The 14,861-nt window shown below is 73.9% G+C and carries 14 protein-coding genes and 1 pseudogene; 7 read left to right on the top strand and 8 right to left on the bottom strand.

The genetic code is table 11. The features are described 5' to 3' along the window. Positions 1-23: 23 nt before the first annotated feature. The 3 genes and pseudogenes from AB0411_RS34230 to AB0411_RS34220 form a co-directional block, all read right to left on the bottom strand. Positions 24-314: a DUF397 domain-containing protein gene (locus tag AB0411_RS34230; protein WP_366421149.1), complete on the bottom strand. Its 291-nt coding sequence runs from the start codon at positions 312-314 to the stop codon at positions 24-26. Then, positions 296-820: a DUF5753 domain-containing protein gene (locus tag AB0411_RS34225; protein ID WP_366421148.1), complete on the bottom strand. Its 525-nt coding sequence runs from the start codon at positions 818-820 to the stop codon at positions 296-298. Before AB0411_RS34225 ends, AB0411_RS34230 begins: the two co-directional genes overlap by 19 nt. Continuing rightward, positions 727-990: pseudogene (locus AB0411_RS34220) on the bottom strand (Scr1 family TA system antitoxin-like transcriptional regulator); the annotation flags it as partial. The gene AB0411_RS34225 and the pseudogene AB0411_RS34220, both read right to left, overlap by 94 nt. A 314-nt stretch (positions 991-1,304) precedes the next feature. Here AB0411_RS34220 and AB0411_RS34215 point away from each other — a divergent pair. After that, entirely contained in the window at positions 1,305-1,529 is a 225-nt protein-coding gene (locus tag AB0411_RS34215) for a hypothetical protein (RefSeq protein WP_366421147.1), read from the top strand. Positions 1,530-1,686: 157 nt separating this feature from the next. On the opposite strand, the gene AB0411_RS34210 is transcribed toward AB0411_RS34215, so the two are convergent. After that, positions 1,687-4,380, bottom strand: a complete 2,694-nt coding sequence (locus tag AB0411_RS34210) for a serine/threonine-protein kinase (protein WP_366421146.1) — start codon at positions 4,378-4,380, stop codon at positions 1,687-1,689. A gap of 180 nt (positions 4,381-4,560) precedes the next feature. On the opposite strand from AB0411_RS34210, the gene AB0411_RS34205 reads away from it, so the two are divergent. From AB0411_RS34205 to AB0411_RS34195, 3 genes are all read left to right on the top strand, one after another. Further along, positions 4,561-4,881, top strand: a complete 321-nt coding sequence (locus tag AB0411_RS34205; protein ID WP_366421145.1) for a peptidase — start codon at positions 4,561-4,563, stop codon at positions 4,879-4,881. A 221-nt stretch (positions 4,882-5,102) separates the two neighbouring features. Further along, positions 5,103-5,666: a hypothetical protein gene (locus AB0411_RS34200; RefSeq protein ID WP_366421144.1), complete on the top strand. Its 564-nt coding sequence runs from the start codon at positions 5,103-5,105 to the stop codon at positions 5,664-5,666. A 195-nt stretch (positions 5,667-5,861) separates the two neighbouring features. Then, positions 5,862-6,701, top strand: a complete 840-nt coding sequence (locus tag AB0411_RS34195) for a class I SAM-dependent methyltransferase (RefSeq protein WP_366421143.1) — start codon at positions 5,862-5,864, stop codon at positions 6,699-6,701. A gap of 24 nt (positions 6,702-6,725) precedes the next feature. Here the strand turns inward: AB0411_RS34195 and AB0411_RS34190 are convergent, their stop codons facing one another. The 3 genes from AB0411_RS34190 to AB0411_RS34180 form a co-directional block, all read right to left on the bottom strand. Further along, the gene (locus AB0411_RS34190; RefSeq protein WP_366421142.1) at positions 6,726-8,129 is read right to left on the bottom strand and encodes a M1 family metallopeptidase; all 1,404 of its coding nucleotides are present in this window, start codon (positions 8,127-8,129) and stop codon (positions 6,726-6,728) included. Between the two features lie 84 nt (positions 8,130-8,213). Beyond that, positions 8,214-9,809 carry a SulP family inorganic anion transporter gene (locus AB0411_RS34185; protein ID WP_366421141.1) on the bottom strand — a complete coding sequence of 532 codons (1,596 nt, stop codon included), beginning with the start codon at positions 9,807-9,809 and terminating at the stop codon, positions 8,214-8,216. A gap of 240 nt (positions 9,810-10,049) precedes the next feature. After that, positions 10,050-10,442, bottom strand: a complete 393-nt coding sequence (locus AB0411_RS34180) for a hypothetical protein (RefSeq protein ID WP_366421140.1) — start codon at positions 10,440-10,442, stop codon at positions 10,050-10,052. A 343-nt stretch (positions 10,443-10,785) separates the two neighbouring features. Between AB0411_RS34180 and AB0411_RS34175 the strand changes: the two genes are divergently transcribed. The 3 genes from AB0411_RS34175 to proC all read left to right on the top strand — a co-directional run bounded on the left by AB0411_RS34175 (position 10,786) and on the right by proC (position 13,285). Continuing rightward, the gene (locus AB0411_RS34175; protein WP_366421139.1) at positions 10,786-11,607 is read left to right on the top strand and encodes an ABC transporter ATP-binding protein; all 822 of its coding nucleotides are present in this window, start codon (positions 10,786-10,788) and stop codon (positions 11,605-11,607) included. After that, entirely contained in the window at positions 11,604-12,410 is an 807-nt protein-coding gene (locus tag AB0411_RS34170; RefSeq protein ID WP_366421138.1) for an ABC transporter permease, read from the top strand. Before AB0411_RS34175 ends, AB0411_RS34170 begins: the two co-directional genes overlap by 4 nt. 65 nt (positions 12,411-12,475) lie before the next feature. Beyond that, positions 12,476-13,285 carry a pyrroline-5-carboxylate reductase gene (proC, locus tag AB0411_RS34165; RefSeq protein ID WP_366421137.1) on the top strand — a complete coding sequence of 270 codons (810 nt, stop codon included), beginning with the start codon at positions 12,476-12,478 and terminating at the stop codon, positions 13,283-13,285. A gap of 117 nt (positions 13,286-13,402) precedes the next feature. Here the strand turns inward: proC and trpS are convergent, their stop codons facing one another. Further along, entirely contained in the window at positions 13,403-14,431 is a 1,029-nt protein-coding gene (gene trpS, locus AB0411_RS34160) for a tryptophan--tRNA ligase (RefSeq protein ID WP_366421136.1), read from the bottom strand. Positions 14,432-14,861: the final 430 nt, after the last annotated feature.

Genomic DNA, 14,861 nt, shown 5'->3' with positions numbered 1-14,861 from the left:
TGTGCGGCGCGGGCGCGGCGGTGTCAGGCGCCGGGCAGCTGCCCGTTCTTCACGGCGGTGACGAAGGACGACCAGGCGGGGGCCTCGAAGAGGAGCGCGGGGCCGTGGGGCTGCTTGCTGTCGCGGACGGGGACGAGGGCGGGGAAGTCGTCGGAGACCTCCAGGCAGTTGCCGCCGTCCTGGTTGCTGTGGCTGGACTTGCGCCAGGTGGCCGCGGTCAGGAGGTCGTCGGAGACTTCGAGGCAGGCGCCGCCGTCCTGGTTGCTGTGGCTGGACTTGCGCCAGGTGACGTTGCTCAGGTCGATGGCTCGCACGGCACTTCCTCCCACATCCGCATGACGAACTTCCGTGATTCGGCCGGGCTCAACGCCAGGTCACGAACCGCATCGTACGCGCGTTGAAGACGCTCCACCGAGGCGATTTCCTCGATGAGTTCGCCATGGTGGGCGTTCTCGGTATAGGCCACTGTGCGGCCATCCGGCAGCCGCAGGAACATCACATCGGTGCTTACCAAGCCATGTGGCCCGGAGCCGTAGGGGAGGACGTGAAGCGTCAGATTCGGGCGCTCTGCTGCCTCGGCCAGGTTCTCCAACTGCTTCCGCCACTGCGCGGTGTCCGCCAATGACGTCCGCAACACAGCCTCGGACAGGATGGTGCGGAAGGGGGGAGCGTCTTCCCCACCAGCAATTCGCGACGCCCTATGCGCGCTTGAACCTGTCGCGTCAGCTCGTCTCCCTTTGCGCCGCCCACCGCGAGTACGGCATGGGCGTACTCCTCCGTCTGCATAAGCCCGTGAACGGTACTGACCCCGAAGTGCCAAAGACTCACTGCCTCGGCTTCCAAGGTCATGTACCGCCGGTACCGCTCGCGGAACTGCTTGGGGTCCCCGGCCGCCAACTCCCACAGCGTCAGCAGCAGATCCTTCGTCCCGTAGTACTGGTCCAGCGCCTGCGCCACCTCCGGGCCGCCCAGCGTCTGGCCGGCCTCCATCTTGCCGAACAGGGACCAGTCCCAGCCCAGGGCCTCGCCGAGCTGTCGCAGGCTGTCGCCCTTCTGGCGCGCAGTAATCGCAGCTCTTCCACGAAGCGTTGGCGTGGCTCCTGGCTCCGACCGGTGACCGCTCGCCTCGGCGGCATGGCGACCTCCTCCGTGGAAGGTGTGGAACTAACGGTGCGTGGTCGCGAAATACAGCCCGCCAGCAGCATTCGCGCCCTTTTCCGGGTCCATTCTCGTAAGGGCCGGAACACACACGGTAGTTGCGCTCCGGCCCTCAGGCAGGAAAACGGCAGACAGGAGCGGTGCTGATGGCGACGGAACCACGGGCGGCGGGCGACAAGCGGGCGGAGGCCGAAGCGGCCTGTGCCGAACTGGCGGCCGTGTGGAAACGGGCCGGCATCGTGTTGCCGTCACTCGGCGTCGATCCCGTGTCGTACGGCTATGCCGAGCCGCGTCCGCTGATCGAGCTGGGGCGCTGCAACCTGGAGACGACGCACCGGCTCCTCGCCGTGCTCGACCGGGCCGCCCCGTGAGCGAGCGCGTCCCGTACGTCTCCCCGGCGTGCCATGTCGGGTCGCATACGAGGTGCACCAAGGGCAGCCCCGCGCCGGGGGACGCCGCCGTGCCGGGAGTCCGGCGGGAAGCCTGTACCTGCCGTTGCCACGCGCCGGGCGGTGCGCGGCCCGGTGGTCACCAGGCGGCCGGGTCCCCGGCCGCTACGGCGAAGACCGTGCCGTTCGGGGCGGCCGCGTAGATCCGGTCGTGGGGCGCGTCCACCTGCGGGGCGGGCAGCATCTGCAGGTAGCCGTTGTGGCGGCGGCCGTCGAGCCGGGGCGGGGTCTGGCCGAGCAGGCCGCCGTTGCGGGTGTCGACCGCGAGCAGCCGGCCGTCCGCCGCGGTGAAGTACAGCCGGTTGCCGCTCACCACGGGGGCCGAGCCCCGGCTGACCGAGGTCTCGGTGTCCCAGGTGTGCGACCCGACGGCCTGCAGTGCGCCTCCCTCGGCCAGCAGATACACCGATTCGCCGTGCACCACGGCGGCCGCCTGGTCGAGCGGTGCGGCGAGCGGGAGGCGCCGGGTGCGGCCGGTGGCGGGGTCGTAGCGGACGACGGCGGTGGTGCGGAAGGTGAACTTCGGGTCGGTGGCGGTGAGATAGAGCGCCCCGGACGTACCGGTTCCGGCCGCGGCGAGGGTGCCGGGCAGCTGCCGGGACCAGCGGACCGAGCCGTCGGCGGGGTCGATGGCGGTGACCTGGGTGGCGGTGCCGTCGGGGGTGTTCTCGGCGGCGTAGGCGGTGTGCGCGTCGCCGAAGGAGGAGAAGAGCGGCAGGTGGTGGCCGGAGAAGCGTTTGTGCCAGCGCTGCCGGTGGGTCGCGCTGTCCAGCGCGGTGACCGTGCCGTCCGCCGCCGTCAGCAGGACGCGGTTCCCGACGATCCTGGTCTGGCCCTCGTAGGCGGAGACGTCCTTGGTCCAGCGGGTGGCGCCCTTGCCGTGTGCCGACGGGTCGAGGGCGCTGAGCTGCTTGCCGTCGGCGGAGAAGACGTACAGCAGCCCGCCGGAGAGCACCGGCGGGGTCGGCGACGCGGCGAACTTCGCGGCGTTCTCGCCCCGGCCGCGGCTGTCGGTGCGCCGCCATGCCGGGTGGCCGGTGTCCGGATCGAGCCGGGCGGCCGGGACGCCCGGCTGGCCGCAGAAGACGGCGCCGGAACCGGCGGTGCAGAACGGCATTTCGGCATCGTGGCCCTGGGGGCGCTCGACGAGCGCGGTCCGCCACGGGTGGAAGTCGGCCCGCCCGACGTGCGACGGACGGGTCTGCAGCGCGGGGTCCTGCCCGTCCCCGCCCGGGGCCAGGGCCCGCACGCCCGCGTACACACCGGCGCCGGTGACGACGAGGGCGAGCGCGGCCCGCCGGGGCCAGCGGCGGGCACGGGAACGGGCGGGGCGGCGGGGGCCGGTGGGGGTGCCGGGGGTGCCCGGGGTTCGGGGCGTGGTGGCTTCGGGGGCGGGGGGTTCGGGGGCGCCCGCTCGGGGGCCGGTGGCGTCGGCAGGGCCGTCGGCGGAGTTCTCGGCGGGGTGCTGGACGGGGACGGAGGCGCGGACGTGCGTGGTCTCGGCGCGCGGCGGGGCGGCCTCGGCCCGTACCGGCGGGAGCTGTTCGGGAGCGAGCTGTTCGGCCGCGAGCCGCTCGGGCGCGAGCCGCTCGGGCCCGGGAGGCGCCGGCTGCCGCTGCGCCGGCTGCCGCTGTTCCGGTATCCGGACGCACGGCACCGGGCCGTCCGGCACCACACCGTCCGCGGGTGCCGCGTCGGCCGCCGCCGCACCGGCTGTTGCCGCGCCCGCTGCCGCCGCGTCCGGCACCAGGCCGCCGGGCGCGCCCGCTGCCGCCGCGTCCGGCACCAGGCCGCCGGGCAGCAAGCCGCCCGGCACCGATCCACCGGGCAGCAAGCCGCCCGCTACCGGTCCGCCCGGCACCGATCCACCGGGCAGCAAGCCGTCCGCTACCGGTCCGTCCGCTACCGGTCCGCCCGGCAGCCCGGTGCCCAGCGGTGCACCGGGCGGCGCGTCGGTCCGCAGCAGTTCCATGAGCGCGTCCGGCGTCGGCCGGTCCGCCGGGTCCTTCGCCAGGCAGCTCTCGATCAGCGGCGCCAACTCGGCCGGCACGCCCGAGAGATCGGCGTCGTCGTGCACCACCTGGTACGCGACGATGTAGGGGCTCTCGGAGTCGAACGGGCCGCTGCCGGTGGCGGCGTGCACCAGGACCGAACCCAGCGCGAAGACGTCCGCCGCCGGGCCCACCTCGCGCGGCCGCTGGAACTGTTCGGGCGCCATGAAGGGCGGCGTACCGATCAACTTGCCGGTCTCGGTGCGCATTTCGCTGTCCGAGGGCCGGGAGATGCCGAAGTCGATGACTTTCGGGCCGTCGGCGGCCAGCAGCACGTTCCCCGGCTTGAGGTCGCGGTGCACCACCCCCGCGCGATGGATGTCGCGCAGCGCCTCGGCGAGCCCCGCGGCCAGCCGCCGTACCTCCCCGACCGCCAGCGGGCCGTTCCGCTTCACATGGTCGGAGAGGGTCGGGCCGGGGATGTGGAGGGTCGCCATCCAGGGGCGCCCGGCATCCGGATCGGCGTCCACGACGGGTGCCGTGAAGGCCCCGCTGACCCGCCGCGCGGCGGCCACCTCCTGCCGGAACCGCCCCCGGAACTCCGGGTCCTGGGCGAATTCGGCATGGATGACCTTGACCGCGAGCAGCAGCCCGGAGGACGAGCGCGCAAGGTGGACCACGCCCATGCCGCCGGAGCCGAGCCGGGCCTCCAGGCGGTATTGGCCGGCGTATTCCGGATGCTCCGCTTCCGGGCCGACCCCGGAATTGCGCAGCGATGGCATGGTCCCCACCCCCGTGTTGTTCCCTTGCCATTCGGTCGCAGGTGCGACGCGCGGAGCCTAGTCGATGGCGCGTACGAGATGAGTGAGGCTTGCTAGCGTGCCGTGGCAGAACCGCACCGCAATGGGTCGCGGGCATCATCGCGAGCGCCGTCACGCGCTCGGTCAACGGGGGAGAACAGCATGACGACTCAGGACGAGCTCGGCTCCGCAAAACCGGCCGGCGACCAGGCGCTCGCCGCCGCGGCCGGCGGCGTCACCTATCCCGTCGCACCCGGCTACCGCGTCAAGGTCCGCCAGGGCCCCGGCACCAACCACCCGGCCGTCCGCACGCTGGCGGAGGGCGCCCGGATCCAGATCCGCTGCCAGCGGCACGGGCAGTCGGTCAGCGGCCCGTACGGCACCTCGGACATCTGGGACTGCATCGGGGCCGGCCAGTACGTCTCCGACGCGTACGTCCGGACGGGCAGCAGCGGCATGGTCGCGCCGCGCTGCACGAACTGAGCCGCACGGCGCCGCACGACCTGCCCTGCCCTGGCCTGGCCCGCCCCGGCCTGGCCCGCCCCGCCCCGGCCTGGCCCGGCCCGCCCCGCCCCGGCCTGGCCCGCCCCGGCCTGGCCCGGCCCGCCCCGGCCCGAACCGGGCTGCGCGCACCGCGCCGCGGGCCCGGAGCGTCGTACCGGGCTCCGGGCCCCGCGGGCATGCCGACGGGGATAATCGCCGGTATGAGCGATGAGCAGACGCCCGCACCGAGCCCGGAGCCCGGTGGCCCGGAGCCCGTCGGCCCCTGGGCCGACGGTCCGGGGCGCGGCGGTCCGGAACCGGCCCAGATCCGGTTCTTCGGCACCACCTGGGTCCACCACGACGGCGGCTACGGCCTGCGCCGGGCCGGTGTCGCGGTGGGCTCGCTCGCGCTCGCCGCGGCCGGCGCGCTCGTGCTGCGCTTCGCCTTCCAGGGCCTGGAGATCGCCGCCGTCGGCCCGTTCGTCGGCATCCTCGTCGTGGCCGGCTTCGCCATCTGCAGCGCTCTGGCCTTCCGCCGCACCTGGGACGGCTTCGTCCGCCGCCCCGACCCGGCCGGCCGGGCCGACACGTCCTCCCAGGGCCTGATGATGATCGGCTTCATCGGCTCGCTGCTCGCCTACTTCTGCCGCAGCCTCGTCGAGGCCCCGGGGGAGAAGCTGCACCGCGCCGAGTACGCCGCGGCCCGTGAGCGCCACGAGCGCCGCCGCGGCGCCCGCACCGGCAATCCGGCCGCCAAGAAGCCCCGCCCCAAGAAGCGCCGCTGACCTGCGGGGCGGCCGCGGACCCGGCAGGGCCGGCCGCGGGGGCGGGCCACCACGGGCGCGCCATGGACGCCGGGGCCCGGCCCTCCGCGTCCGTGGCGCCCCGGGCCCGGACCACGCCGTGAGAGCAGGAAACGAACCCGCCCGACCTTTCCCGGGTCCCTGCGCGCTCCCCGCGCGCCGGGCAGGATGAACCGTATGCCGCACCCCACGCCAGAGGATCAACTGCCCCCGACGTCACGGTCGTTGCCGCGCGCCAAGCCGCCGGAACCGGCCGCCCTCGCCCGGTCCTTCGACGCGGTGGCCGCCCAGTACGCCGCCGCCCGCCCCGGCTACCCGCCGGCCCTCTTCGACGCGGTCGAGGAGTTGGCCGGGCGGTCGCTGGCCGGGGCGCGGGTCCTGGACGTCGGGGCCGGCACCGGGATCGCAACGGGGCTGCTGGCCGGCCGCGGGGCGCGGGTCACCGCCGTGGAGCCGGGTGCCGCGATGGCTGCCGAGCTGCGCGCCGCCCACCCCGGCACCCCGCTCGTCCGCGCCCTCGGCGATGCGCTGCCGTTCTCCGACGACGCGGGCTTCGACCTCGTCGGCTACGCCCAGGCCTGGCACTGGACCGACCCGGCCCGCTCCGTCCCGGAGGCCATGAGGGTGCTGCGGCCCGGCGGTGCGCTCGCGCTGTGGTGGAACATCCCCGACCCGGACGTCGGCTGGGCGGCCGAACAGGAGGCCCGGATCGCCCGCCGGATGCCCGGCTACCACCGCCACGGCGTCTCGCTGGAGGCCCCCGACCTGATCCGCGGGCTCGGCCTCGGCCTGGAACCCGCCTCCCGCGTCCTGCACTGGACGCGTACGGTTCCCCTCGGCACCCACCTCGCGATGCTGGGCAGCCGCTCGTACTTCTCCGCCATCGGCCCGGCCGCCGCGGCCCCCGTGCTGGCGGAGGAGCGGGCCGCGCTGCTGGAGGTCTTCCCCGACGGCGTCGTCGAGGAGGCCTACGTGCTCGATCTGACCGTCACCCGCCGGCCGCCCGCCTCGCCATGAGGGGCGGCGCCCCGGCGCCTGCCCTCAGCCCTCCCGCTGCGGCTTGCCCTTCCCGTACAGCCAGGCATTGAAGAGCGGCCCCAGGTCCTCGTCCGTGTGCTCCTGGCAGAAGTCGATGAAGTCCCGCGCATCGGCGTTGCCGTAGCGGTACTTGGCGGGCCACTCGCGCAGGATCGCGAAGAACGCCTTGTCGCCGACGGTGTTGCGCAGCTCCTGGAGCAGCATCGCGCCGCGCTCGTATACGGGGGTGCCGGTCACGTTCTTCGCCCGGCCGGGATCGGCCGGCGGGAAGGCCCAGCGGGACGGGTCCGTGGTGTCGTCGTAGAGCGCGTCGAACTGCTGCTGCGGGGTCTTGCCGCCCTCGCGTTCCTCCCACAGCCACTCGGCGTACGTCGCGAAGCTCTCGTTGAGCCAGGTGTCCGCCCAGGTCTTCGGCGTCACCGAGTCGCCGAACCACTGATGGGCCATCTCGTGCACCACGGTCACGGTGTCCGGTGCCCCCGCGTAGACCGGCTTGGTCTGGGACTCCAGGGCGAGCCAGTTGATCCGCTTCGGGGTGTCGTCGACGATCGCGCCCGCGGAGGAGAAGGGGTAGGGCCCGAAGAGCTTGCTCTCCCACGTCACGATCTCCGGCAGCTTCCCCAGCGGCCCCTTGCTGGCCTCGGCCTCCGCCGGGTCCACCGCCACGTACAGCGGCAGCCCGCCGGGCGTACGGGAGGTGTGGACCTCGAACCGGCCGATGCCGGCCGTGGCGAGGTAGCTGGCCATCGGCCGGCCGCTGTGCCACACGAAGGTGGACCGGTCGCCGGCGGTCTTCTGCGACCGCAACTCGCCGTTGGCGACGGCGGTGTAGCCCTTCGGCACGGTGATCGTGAAGTCGTAGGTCGCCTTGTCCGCGGGGTGGTTGTTGCCCGGGAACCACGTCATCGAGCCGGCCGGTTCCCCCGAGACGAACGCCCCGTCACGCGTCTTGACCCAGCCCTCGGTCGTGCCGTCCGGGTCCTTCATCTCCTGCGGGGTGCCGGCGTAGGCGACCCGGGTACGGAACCGCGCGCCCTTCCTGAGCACCTCCGCCGGCCGGACGATCAGCTTGTGGCCCTTGCGGGAGAACGCGGCGTCCGCGCCGTCGACCCGGACGTGCGAGACCCGCAGCCCCTGGAGATCGAGCTGGAAGGACCGCAGGTCCTCGGTGGCCTCGGAGGTGAGCTCGGCGGTCGCGTCGAGGTGCCTCTTCTTGACGTCGTAGTCGAGGTCGAGCCCGTAATGGCGCACCTGGTAGCCGCCGTTGCCGAGCGCGGGGAAGAGCGGATCGCCCACCCCGCCCCTGCCCGCCGCCCCCCGCACGCCACCGCTCGTGCACGCGGAGAGCAGCAGGGCGACGGACAGGACGGCGGTCGCACCGCACCTGCGAAGGGGCCGGCGGTTCACAGCACTCCCGGAGTCGGCGGACATCAGCATGCCGACCCTACGGTCATTTCCGCCGGAACACCGGCCCTTTCCGGCGCGGTCGTCCTACGGGGCCGCGGACCGGGCCGCCTGCCGTGCGGTCCCCTCCGGGCCGCGGCGCTGCTCCTCCCAGGCCCCGAGGGCGGCGGCACACGCATGGTCGAGGTGCCGCAGCCCGGACAGGTCCAGCTCGACCTCCCGGTCCTCGGGCAGCGCCTCCAACTGGTCGAGGAGCTTCGGCAGCCGCAGGAAGGTGGCGTTGCCCAGGGCCCGTACGCGGATGGGGCGCCGGGCGGCCGGCCCGCCCGGTTCCCGCCCCGCCGTGCCCCGGTCGTCCGGTCCGCCCGCGGCCGGCTCGTCCAGCCCCACGATCTCCAGGTGGACGTGCGAGGTCTCCCAGGCCGACTTGGCCACCGCCATCAGCAGCCCCAGCAGCACCCCCTCGAACATGTTGGTGGCCACGATCGCGATCGCCGTCGCGGCGAGCACCACGGCCTCGCCCCGGTGCTCGCGCCACAGCGGCCGCCACTGCTTCACCGCGAGCAACTTGCCGCCCGCGTGCACCAGTACGCCGGCCAGCGCCGCCACCGGCACCACGCCCAGCGCCACCGGGAAGGCCACCGCGAAGACCAGCAGCCACACGCCGTGCAGCACCCGCGAGGCCTTCGTCCGCGCCCCGGCGTGCACGTTCGCGGCGCTGCGGACGATCACCGCGGTCATCGGCAGGGCCCCCAGCAGCCCGCACACCGTGTTGCCCGCGCCCTGCGCCATCAGCTCCTTGTCGTAGTCGGTCTTCGGCCCGTCGTGCAGCCGGTCCACCGCGGCCGCGCTGAACAGCGACTCGGCCGACGCGATCAGGGTGAACGCCAGGACGGTGCCCAGCGCGCCGGCCACCGCCCCCGCCTCCGTCAGCCGCAGGAAGTCCGCGCCGCCCGGCGGCCGGACGACTTCCAGCAGCCCCGCCACCTCGACCCGGGCCACCGGCAGATCCAGCACGAACACCACGGCCGTCGCCAGGGCCACCGCCACCAGCGGCGCCGGCACCACGCGCGCCGCCCGCCGCCACTTCGGCCACAGCACCAGCAGCACGATGGTCCCCGCGCCCACCGCCAGCGCCGTGAGCGCGGCCGGCGACCCGGCGGTGTCCGCGGCGAGCTTCGGCAGCCCGCCCAGGTTCGCCGGCCCGTTGCCCGGCGCCTTGGCGTCCGCCAGGGCGTACAACTGCCCGGCGATCAGCACCAGTCCGATGCCGGCGAGCATCCCCTGGACGACCGCCACGGAGATGGCCCGGAACCAGCGGCCCAGCCGCAGCGCCCCCATGGCCACCTGCAGCACCCCGGCGATCAGCACCAGCGCGCCCAGCGTGCCGAGGCCGTACTCCTGCACGGCCTCGTAGACCAGCACGGTCAGCCCCGCGGCCGGGCCGCTGACCTGCAGGCTGCTGCCGGGAAGTAACCCGGTGAGCAGCCCGCCGACGATCCCGGTGACCAGCCCCAGTTCGGCCGGCACACCGGAGGCGACGGCCACCCCGACACACAACGGGACGGCGACGAGGAAGACCACGAGCGAGGCGGTGACATCGGCGCGCCACAGCGACAGCGTCCGCCGTGACGGTATCGACGGCCGGAAGGGGTGGGGACGGGCAACACGGAACTTACGCATGGGGATGCCTCCAGCGAGTGCGAGATGCGGCGGCGCACGGACACGCACGGATGCGCACGGAGACGCCCGAGCGGACGCGGAGCGGGGCGGGCGGCGGCCGGCGGCCGGGGACACGGGTCCGCGAGCGCCTGCTGCCGCGCACCGCCGCGCACAGTCGCGCGGTGCGCGCCATGAACGGATGACGGCTGGATCCGTCGGATGCGCGGGCCGGGGGAGGCCCTTGGGGGCGGCGCTCGGTCCTCAGCAGCGGAAGACGAGGTGCTGAACCGGCAGTTCCCCGGATCTCGACAGGGGTACGGCCTGCCGGCCGGTCAGCGGGGCGGTCACGGTCAGGGCGCCCTCGGCCCGCACCGGGCCGGTGGTCGACACGGTGGTGAGCGGTGGTTGCGGTGCGGACAGCGTGGCCGCGGAGCGTCCGCCGCGGCGGGGCTGGCAGCGGTCGCTGCCGGATTCCGGGTTCTCGGAGAGGTCCGATCCCCATCGCGCGGTGCCCGCGGGCTCGGCCCGGCCGGCGGCGGACGGGGCCCTGGTGCCCTCCCCGTACGCGGGGTGGGCGACCAGCGGCAGTGCCAGTGCGACGGCCACGACGATCAACAGGAGCCGGCCGAGGCCGCCGACCCGGATCTTCGCCATCGTCGCCCCTTCCGGCGCGGCTGGACAGGTCGTTCCATTGTGTCCAAGCAGGCAGGTCTGGCCCCACCTCGGGATGTAACCACCTTGTAAACGCGGAGTTATCGACCCGGAGTGGCCGGTTTCGTGCACTACGGCGCACCGCCGGTGCGCAGCCCGACGCGGAATGCGCCGTTCCCGCACGACACCCGGCCGCCGCACCACCCTCGGGCCGTCGGCCCCCGCCGCACCGCCCACCGCACACCGCCCGTCGGCCCCGCGCCACCGGCTGCCCGGCCCCGCCTTCCGCCCCTGCGCCCCGTCCGCGGCCTTGACGCCCCACCCCGCCGGGAGCATTATTCATCGCATGATGAATTACGGCCGTGGCCCCGACGGCCCCGACGACCCCGCCGTCCGTGCCCGCGACCTCACCGTCGCCCGCGGCGGCCGCACCGTCCTCGACGCCCTCGCCTTCGATGTGCCCCGCGGCCGGATCACCGGCCTCCTCGGCCCCTCCGGCTGCGGCAAATCCACCCTGATGCGCGCCGTCGTCGGCACCCAGGCCAAGGTCACCGGCACCCTCCACGTCCTCGGCCGCCCCGCCGGCGACCCCCGGCTGCGCCCCCGCATCGGCTACGTCACCCAGGACCCGTCGGTCTACGACGACCTCACCGTCCGCCAGAACCTCGACTACTTCGCCGCCGTCCTGCACCCCGGCCGGTCCGCCCGCGCCCGGCGCCGCGAGACGGTCGCCCGCGTCATCGACGACGTCGGCCTCACCCCCCGCGCCGACGCCCTCGCCGGCAACCTCTCCGGCGGCCAGCGCAGCCGGGTCTCCCTCGCGGTGGCCCTGCTCGGCGCCCCCGAACTCCTCGTCCTCGACGAGCCCACCGTCGGCCTGGACCCCGTCCTGCGCCGCGACCTGTGGCACCTCTTCCACTCCCTCGCCGCCGACCGCGGCACCACCCTCCTCGTCTCCTCCCACGTCATGGACGAGGCCGAGCGCTGCCACCGGCTGCTCCTGATGCGCGAGGGCCGCATCCTCGCCGACGGCGCCCCCGACGACCTCCGCGACCGCACCGGCGCGGCCACCGTCGAGGCCGCCTTCCTCCACCTGGTCGACGCGGCCGCGGCCGGGACGCCGACGCCCGCCGCCCCCGCACCCGCCCCCGAGGAGTCCGCGCGATGACCACCACCCCCCTCCCCGGCACCGCACCCCGCCCGGCCGGCGCGCCGCCCTCCGCCACCGCGCCCTTCTCCCCGTCCCGCACCCTGGCCACCGCCGCCCGCGTCCTGCGCCAGCTGCGCCACGACCCGCGCACCATCGCGCTGATGCTCGTCGTCCCGTGCGTGATGATCGCCCTGCTCCGCTACGTCTTCGACGCCCGCCCGGAGACGTTCGACAGCATCGGCGCCTCGCTCCTCGGCATCTTCCCGATGATCACGATGTTCCTGGTGACCTCCATCGCCACCCTGCGCGAGCGCACCTCGGGAACCCTGGAGCGCCTGCTCGCCATGCCCCTCGGCAAGGCCGACCTGATCAGCGGCTACGCCCTGGCCTTCGGCCTGCTGGCGATCGTGCAGTCGGCCCTCGCCACGGCCCTGTCCGTCTGGGTCCTCGGCCTCGACATCACCGGCTCCGCCTGGCTGCTGCTGCTCGTCGCCGTCCTGGACGCCCTCCTCGGCACCGCCCTGGGCCTCTTCGTCTCGGCCTTCGCCGCCTCCGAGTTCCAGGCCGTCCAGTTCATGCCCGCCGTCCTGATGCCCCAACTGCTGCTCTGCGGCCTGTTCACCCCGCGCGACACCATGCAGCCGGCCCTGGAGGCACTCTCCGACGTCCTGCCGATGTCCTACGCCGTCGACGGGATGAACGAGGTCCTCACCCACACCGGCGTCACCGGCGACTTCCTGCGCGACGTCCTCATCGTCAGCGGCTGCGCCCTCCTCGTCCTCGCCCTCGGCGCCGCCACCCTCCGCCGCCGCACGGCGTGACGCCACGGCCGTGGTGCGAGGATGGCCGGGAAACGCCCAGCGCAGCGGAAAGGTGAACCCGCACGATGACCCAGAAGGTCGCAGTACTCGGCACCGGCAAGATCGGCGAAGCCCTGCTCAGCGGAATGATCCGGGGCGGCTGGGCGCCCTCCGACCTCCTGGTCACCGCCCGCCGCCCGGAACGCGCCCAGCAGCTCCGCGACCGCTACGGCGTCGAGGCGGTCAGCAACGCCGAGGCCGCCAAGGCCGCCGACACCCTCATCCTCACCGTCAAGCCCCAGGACATGGGCGCCCTGCTGACCGAGCTGGCCCCGCACGTCCCCACCGACCGCCTGGTCATCAGCGGTGCCGCCGGCATCCCCACCTCCTACTTCGAGGAGCGCCTGGCCGCCGGCACCCCGGTCGTCCGGGTCATGACGAACACCCCCGCCCTCGTCGACGAGGCGATGTCCGTCATTTCCGCCGGCACCCACGCCACCGGCACCCACCTCACCCGCGCCGAGGAGATCTTCTCCGGCGTCGGCAAGACCCTGCGCGTCCCGGAGTCCCAGCAGGACGCCTGCACCGCCCTCTCCGGCTCCGGCCCGGCCTACTTCTACTTCCTCGTCGAGGCCATGACCGACGCCGGCATCCTCCTCGGCCTGCCCCGCGACAAGGCCCACGACCTCATCGTCCAGGCCGCCATCGGCGCCGCCGTGATGCTCCGCGACAGCGGCGAACACCCCGTCAAGCTCCGCGAGAACGTCACGTCCCCGGCCGGCACCACCATCAACGCCATCCGCGAACTCGAGAACCACGGCGTACGCGCCGCCCTGATCGCCGCCCTGGAGGCCGCCCGCGACCGCAGCCGCGAACTCGCCTCCGGCAACGGCTGACACGGCCGGCGGGTGAAGGGCCCGCCCACACCGCGGGCCCTTCACCGCACGGGACCGACAAGAGGTCCGGGCCGGCAGGAGGCGGGCGCCCCGACAGGCCGCCCGCCCCACCTCCCGTCACCTCTTGGGCAGCAGCCCCACCGCCTCGAACGCGGCGTCCACCCGCGGCCCGGCCAGTCCCCGCGCCCGCTCGGCCCCGGCCAGCAGGACCGCATCGACCTGCCCCGGGTCCGCCGCCAGCTCCGCATGCCGCGCCCGCACCGGCCGGAGCATCTCCACCACGGCCTCCGCCGCATCCTTCTTCAACGCCCCGCACGAGTCGTACTCCTCGGCCAACCGCTGTGGCTCACCCCCCGCACACGCGGCCAGCACCTCCAGCAGATTCGCCACCCCCGGCCGCCGCTCCGGCTCGTACGAGACATCCGGCTCCGCGTCCGTCACCGCCCGCGTCACCTTCTTCTGCACCGCCTCCGGTTCGTCCAGCACATAGACGACCCCCGCGGTCCGGGCGTGCGACTTCCCCATCTTCGACGTCGGGTCCTGCAGATCCTTCACCCGCGCCGCCACCGGCGGATGCACGGTCCTCGGCACCACGAACGTCGCCCCGTACCGCCGGTTGAACCGCACCGCCAGATCCCGCGTCAGCTCCACATGCTGCGCCTGGTCCTCCCCGACCGGCACCTCGTGCGTCCCGTACGCCAGGATGTCCGCCGCCATCAGCGCCGGATACGTCAGCAACGACAGCCGCACGCTCCCGCCCCGCGCCTGCTCCCGCGCGGCCTTCTCCTTGTACTGGATCATGCGCCGCATCTCCCCGTCGGAGGCCGTGCACTCCATCAGATACGACAGCCGCAGATGCTCGTCCACCTGGCTCTGCACGAACACCGTGCAGACCTGCGGATCCAACCCCGACGCCAGCAGCAACGTCGCCGCCTGCCGACTGAGCCGCCGCACCCGCGCAGGATCGTGCTCCACGGTCAGCGCATGCAGATCCACCACGCAGAACAGCGCATCCGCCCGGTACTGGTCCACCTCGGCCCACCGCCGCATCGCCCCGAGGTAGTTCCCCAGCGTCAGATGCCCCGTCGGCTGCACCCCACTGAAGATCCGCGTACGCGCGCCGTCCGCCCCGGCTTTCTCGTTCATCCTTCTTCTCTCCCGAACTCCCGCACTCCGCAAAGTGCGTATCGAGACCGCCGACTTCACCGGCCGGCTGCGGGAAGGAGAAACGCGAACGGCCGCCGAAGCGGCGGCCGTGGTCCTGCATGCGCTGCTGGTCGGCCGCCGTCAGGCGAGCCACCACAGCTGTACGAGCGCATGCGTAGTCATGGGCCCCAAAGTACCCCGCACACCCGCGCCCCGCACGGGTTTGAACAACCCCGACCCCTCGTGTAGTGTCCTCCGAGTTGCCACGGAGCCGACCGGCCCCACGGCAGCCATCCCGCCGCTTCGCGGCACACCACTACTGCACGGCCCCTCATCGGGACCAATTTCGGCATGCCGAAATTCGACCGTGACGTGATTATGCGTCAACGAGGAATTCCGCTAACGTAGTGATCACGCCGAAAGGCGCGGC

It is taken from the genome of Streptomyces angustmyceticus (genome assembly GCF_040701845.1).
GTDB classification, from domain to species: domain Bacteria; phylum Actinomycetota; class Actinomycetes; order Streptomycetales; family Streptomycetaceae; genus Streptomyces; species Streptomyces angustmyceticus_A.
Note: the sequence above shows the minus strand (reverse complement) of the source record. Positions and strands in the feature narration are given on the sequence as shown.

Excerpts from the sequence above, each read along its gene's own strand:
- AB0411_RS34170 (WP_366421138.1), top strand. The coding sequence starts at position 11,604 with ATGACCACCACCCCCCTCCCCGGCACCGCACCCCGCCCGGCCGGCGCG.
- AB0411_RS34210 (WP_366421146.1), bottom strand. The coding sequence starts at position 4,380 with ATGCCATCGCTGCGCAATTCCGGGGTCGGCCCGGAAGCGGAGCATCCG.
- trpS (WP_366421136.1), bottom strand. The coding sequence starts at position 14,431 with ATGAACGAGAAAGCCGGGGCGGACGGCGCGCGTACGCGGATCTTCAGT.
- AB0411_RS34215 (WP_366421147.1), top strand. The coding sequence starts at position 1,305 with ATGGCGACGGAACCACGGGCGGCGGGCGACAAGCGGGCGGAGGCCGAA.
- AB0411_RS34205 (WP_366421145.1), top strand. The coding sequence starts at position 4,561 with ATGACGACTCAGGACGAGCTCGGCTCCGCAAAACCGGCCGGCGACCAG.
- AB0411_RS34180 (WP_366421140.1), bottom strand. The coding sequence starts at position 10,442 with ATGGCGAAGATCCGGGTCGGCGGCCTCGGCCGGCTCCTGTTGATCGTC.
- AB0411_RS34175 (WP_366421139.1), top strand. The coding sequence starts at position 10,786 with ATGATGAATTACGGCCGTGGCCCCGACGGCCCCGACGACCCCGCCGTC.
- AB0411_RS34185 (WP_366421141.1), bottom strand. The coding sequence starts at position 9,809 with ATGCGTAAGTTCCGTGTTGCCCGTCCCCACCCCTTCCGGCCGTCGATA.
- AB0411_RS34195 (WP_366421143.1), top strand. The coding sequence starts at position 5,862 with ATGCCGCACCCCACGCCAGAGGATCAACTGCCCCCGACGTCACGGTCG.
- proC (WP_366421137.1), top strand. The coding sequence starts at position 12,476 with ATGACCCAGAAGGTCGCAGTACTCGGCACCGGCAAGATCGGCGAAGCC.
- AB0411_RS34200 (WP_366421144.1), top strand. The coding sequence starts at position 5,103 with ATGAGCGATGAGCAGACGCCCGCACCGAGCCCGGAGCCCGGTGGCCCG.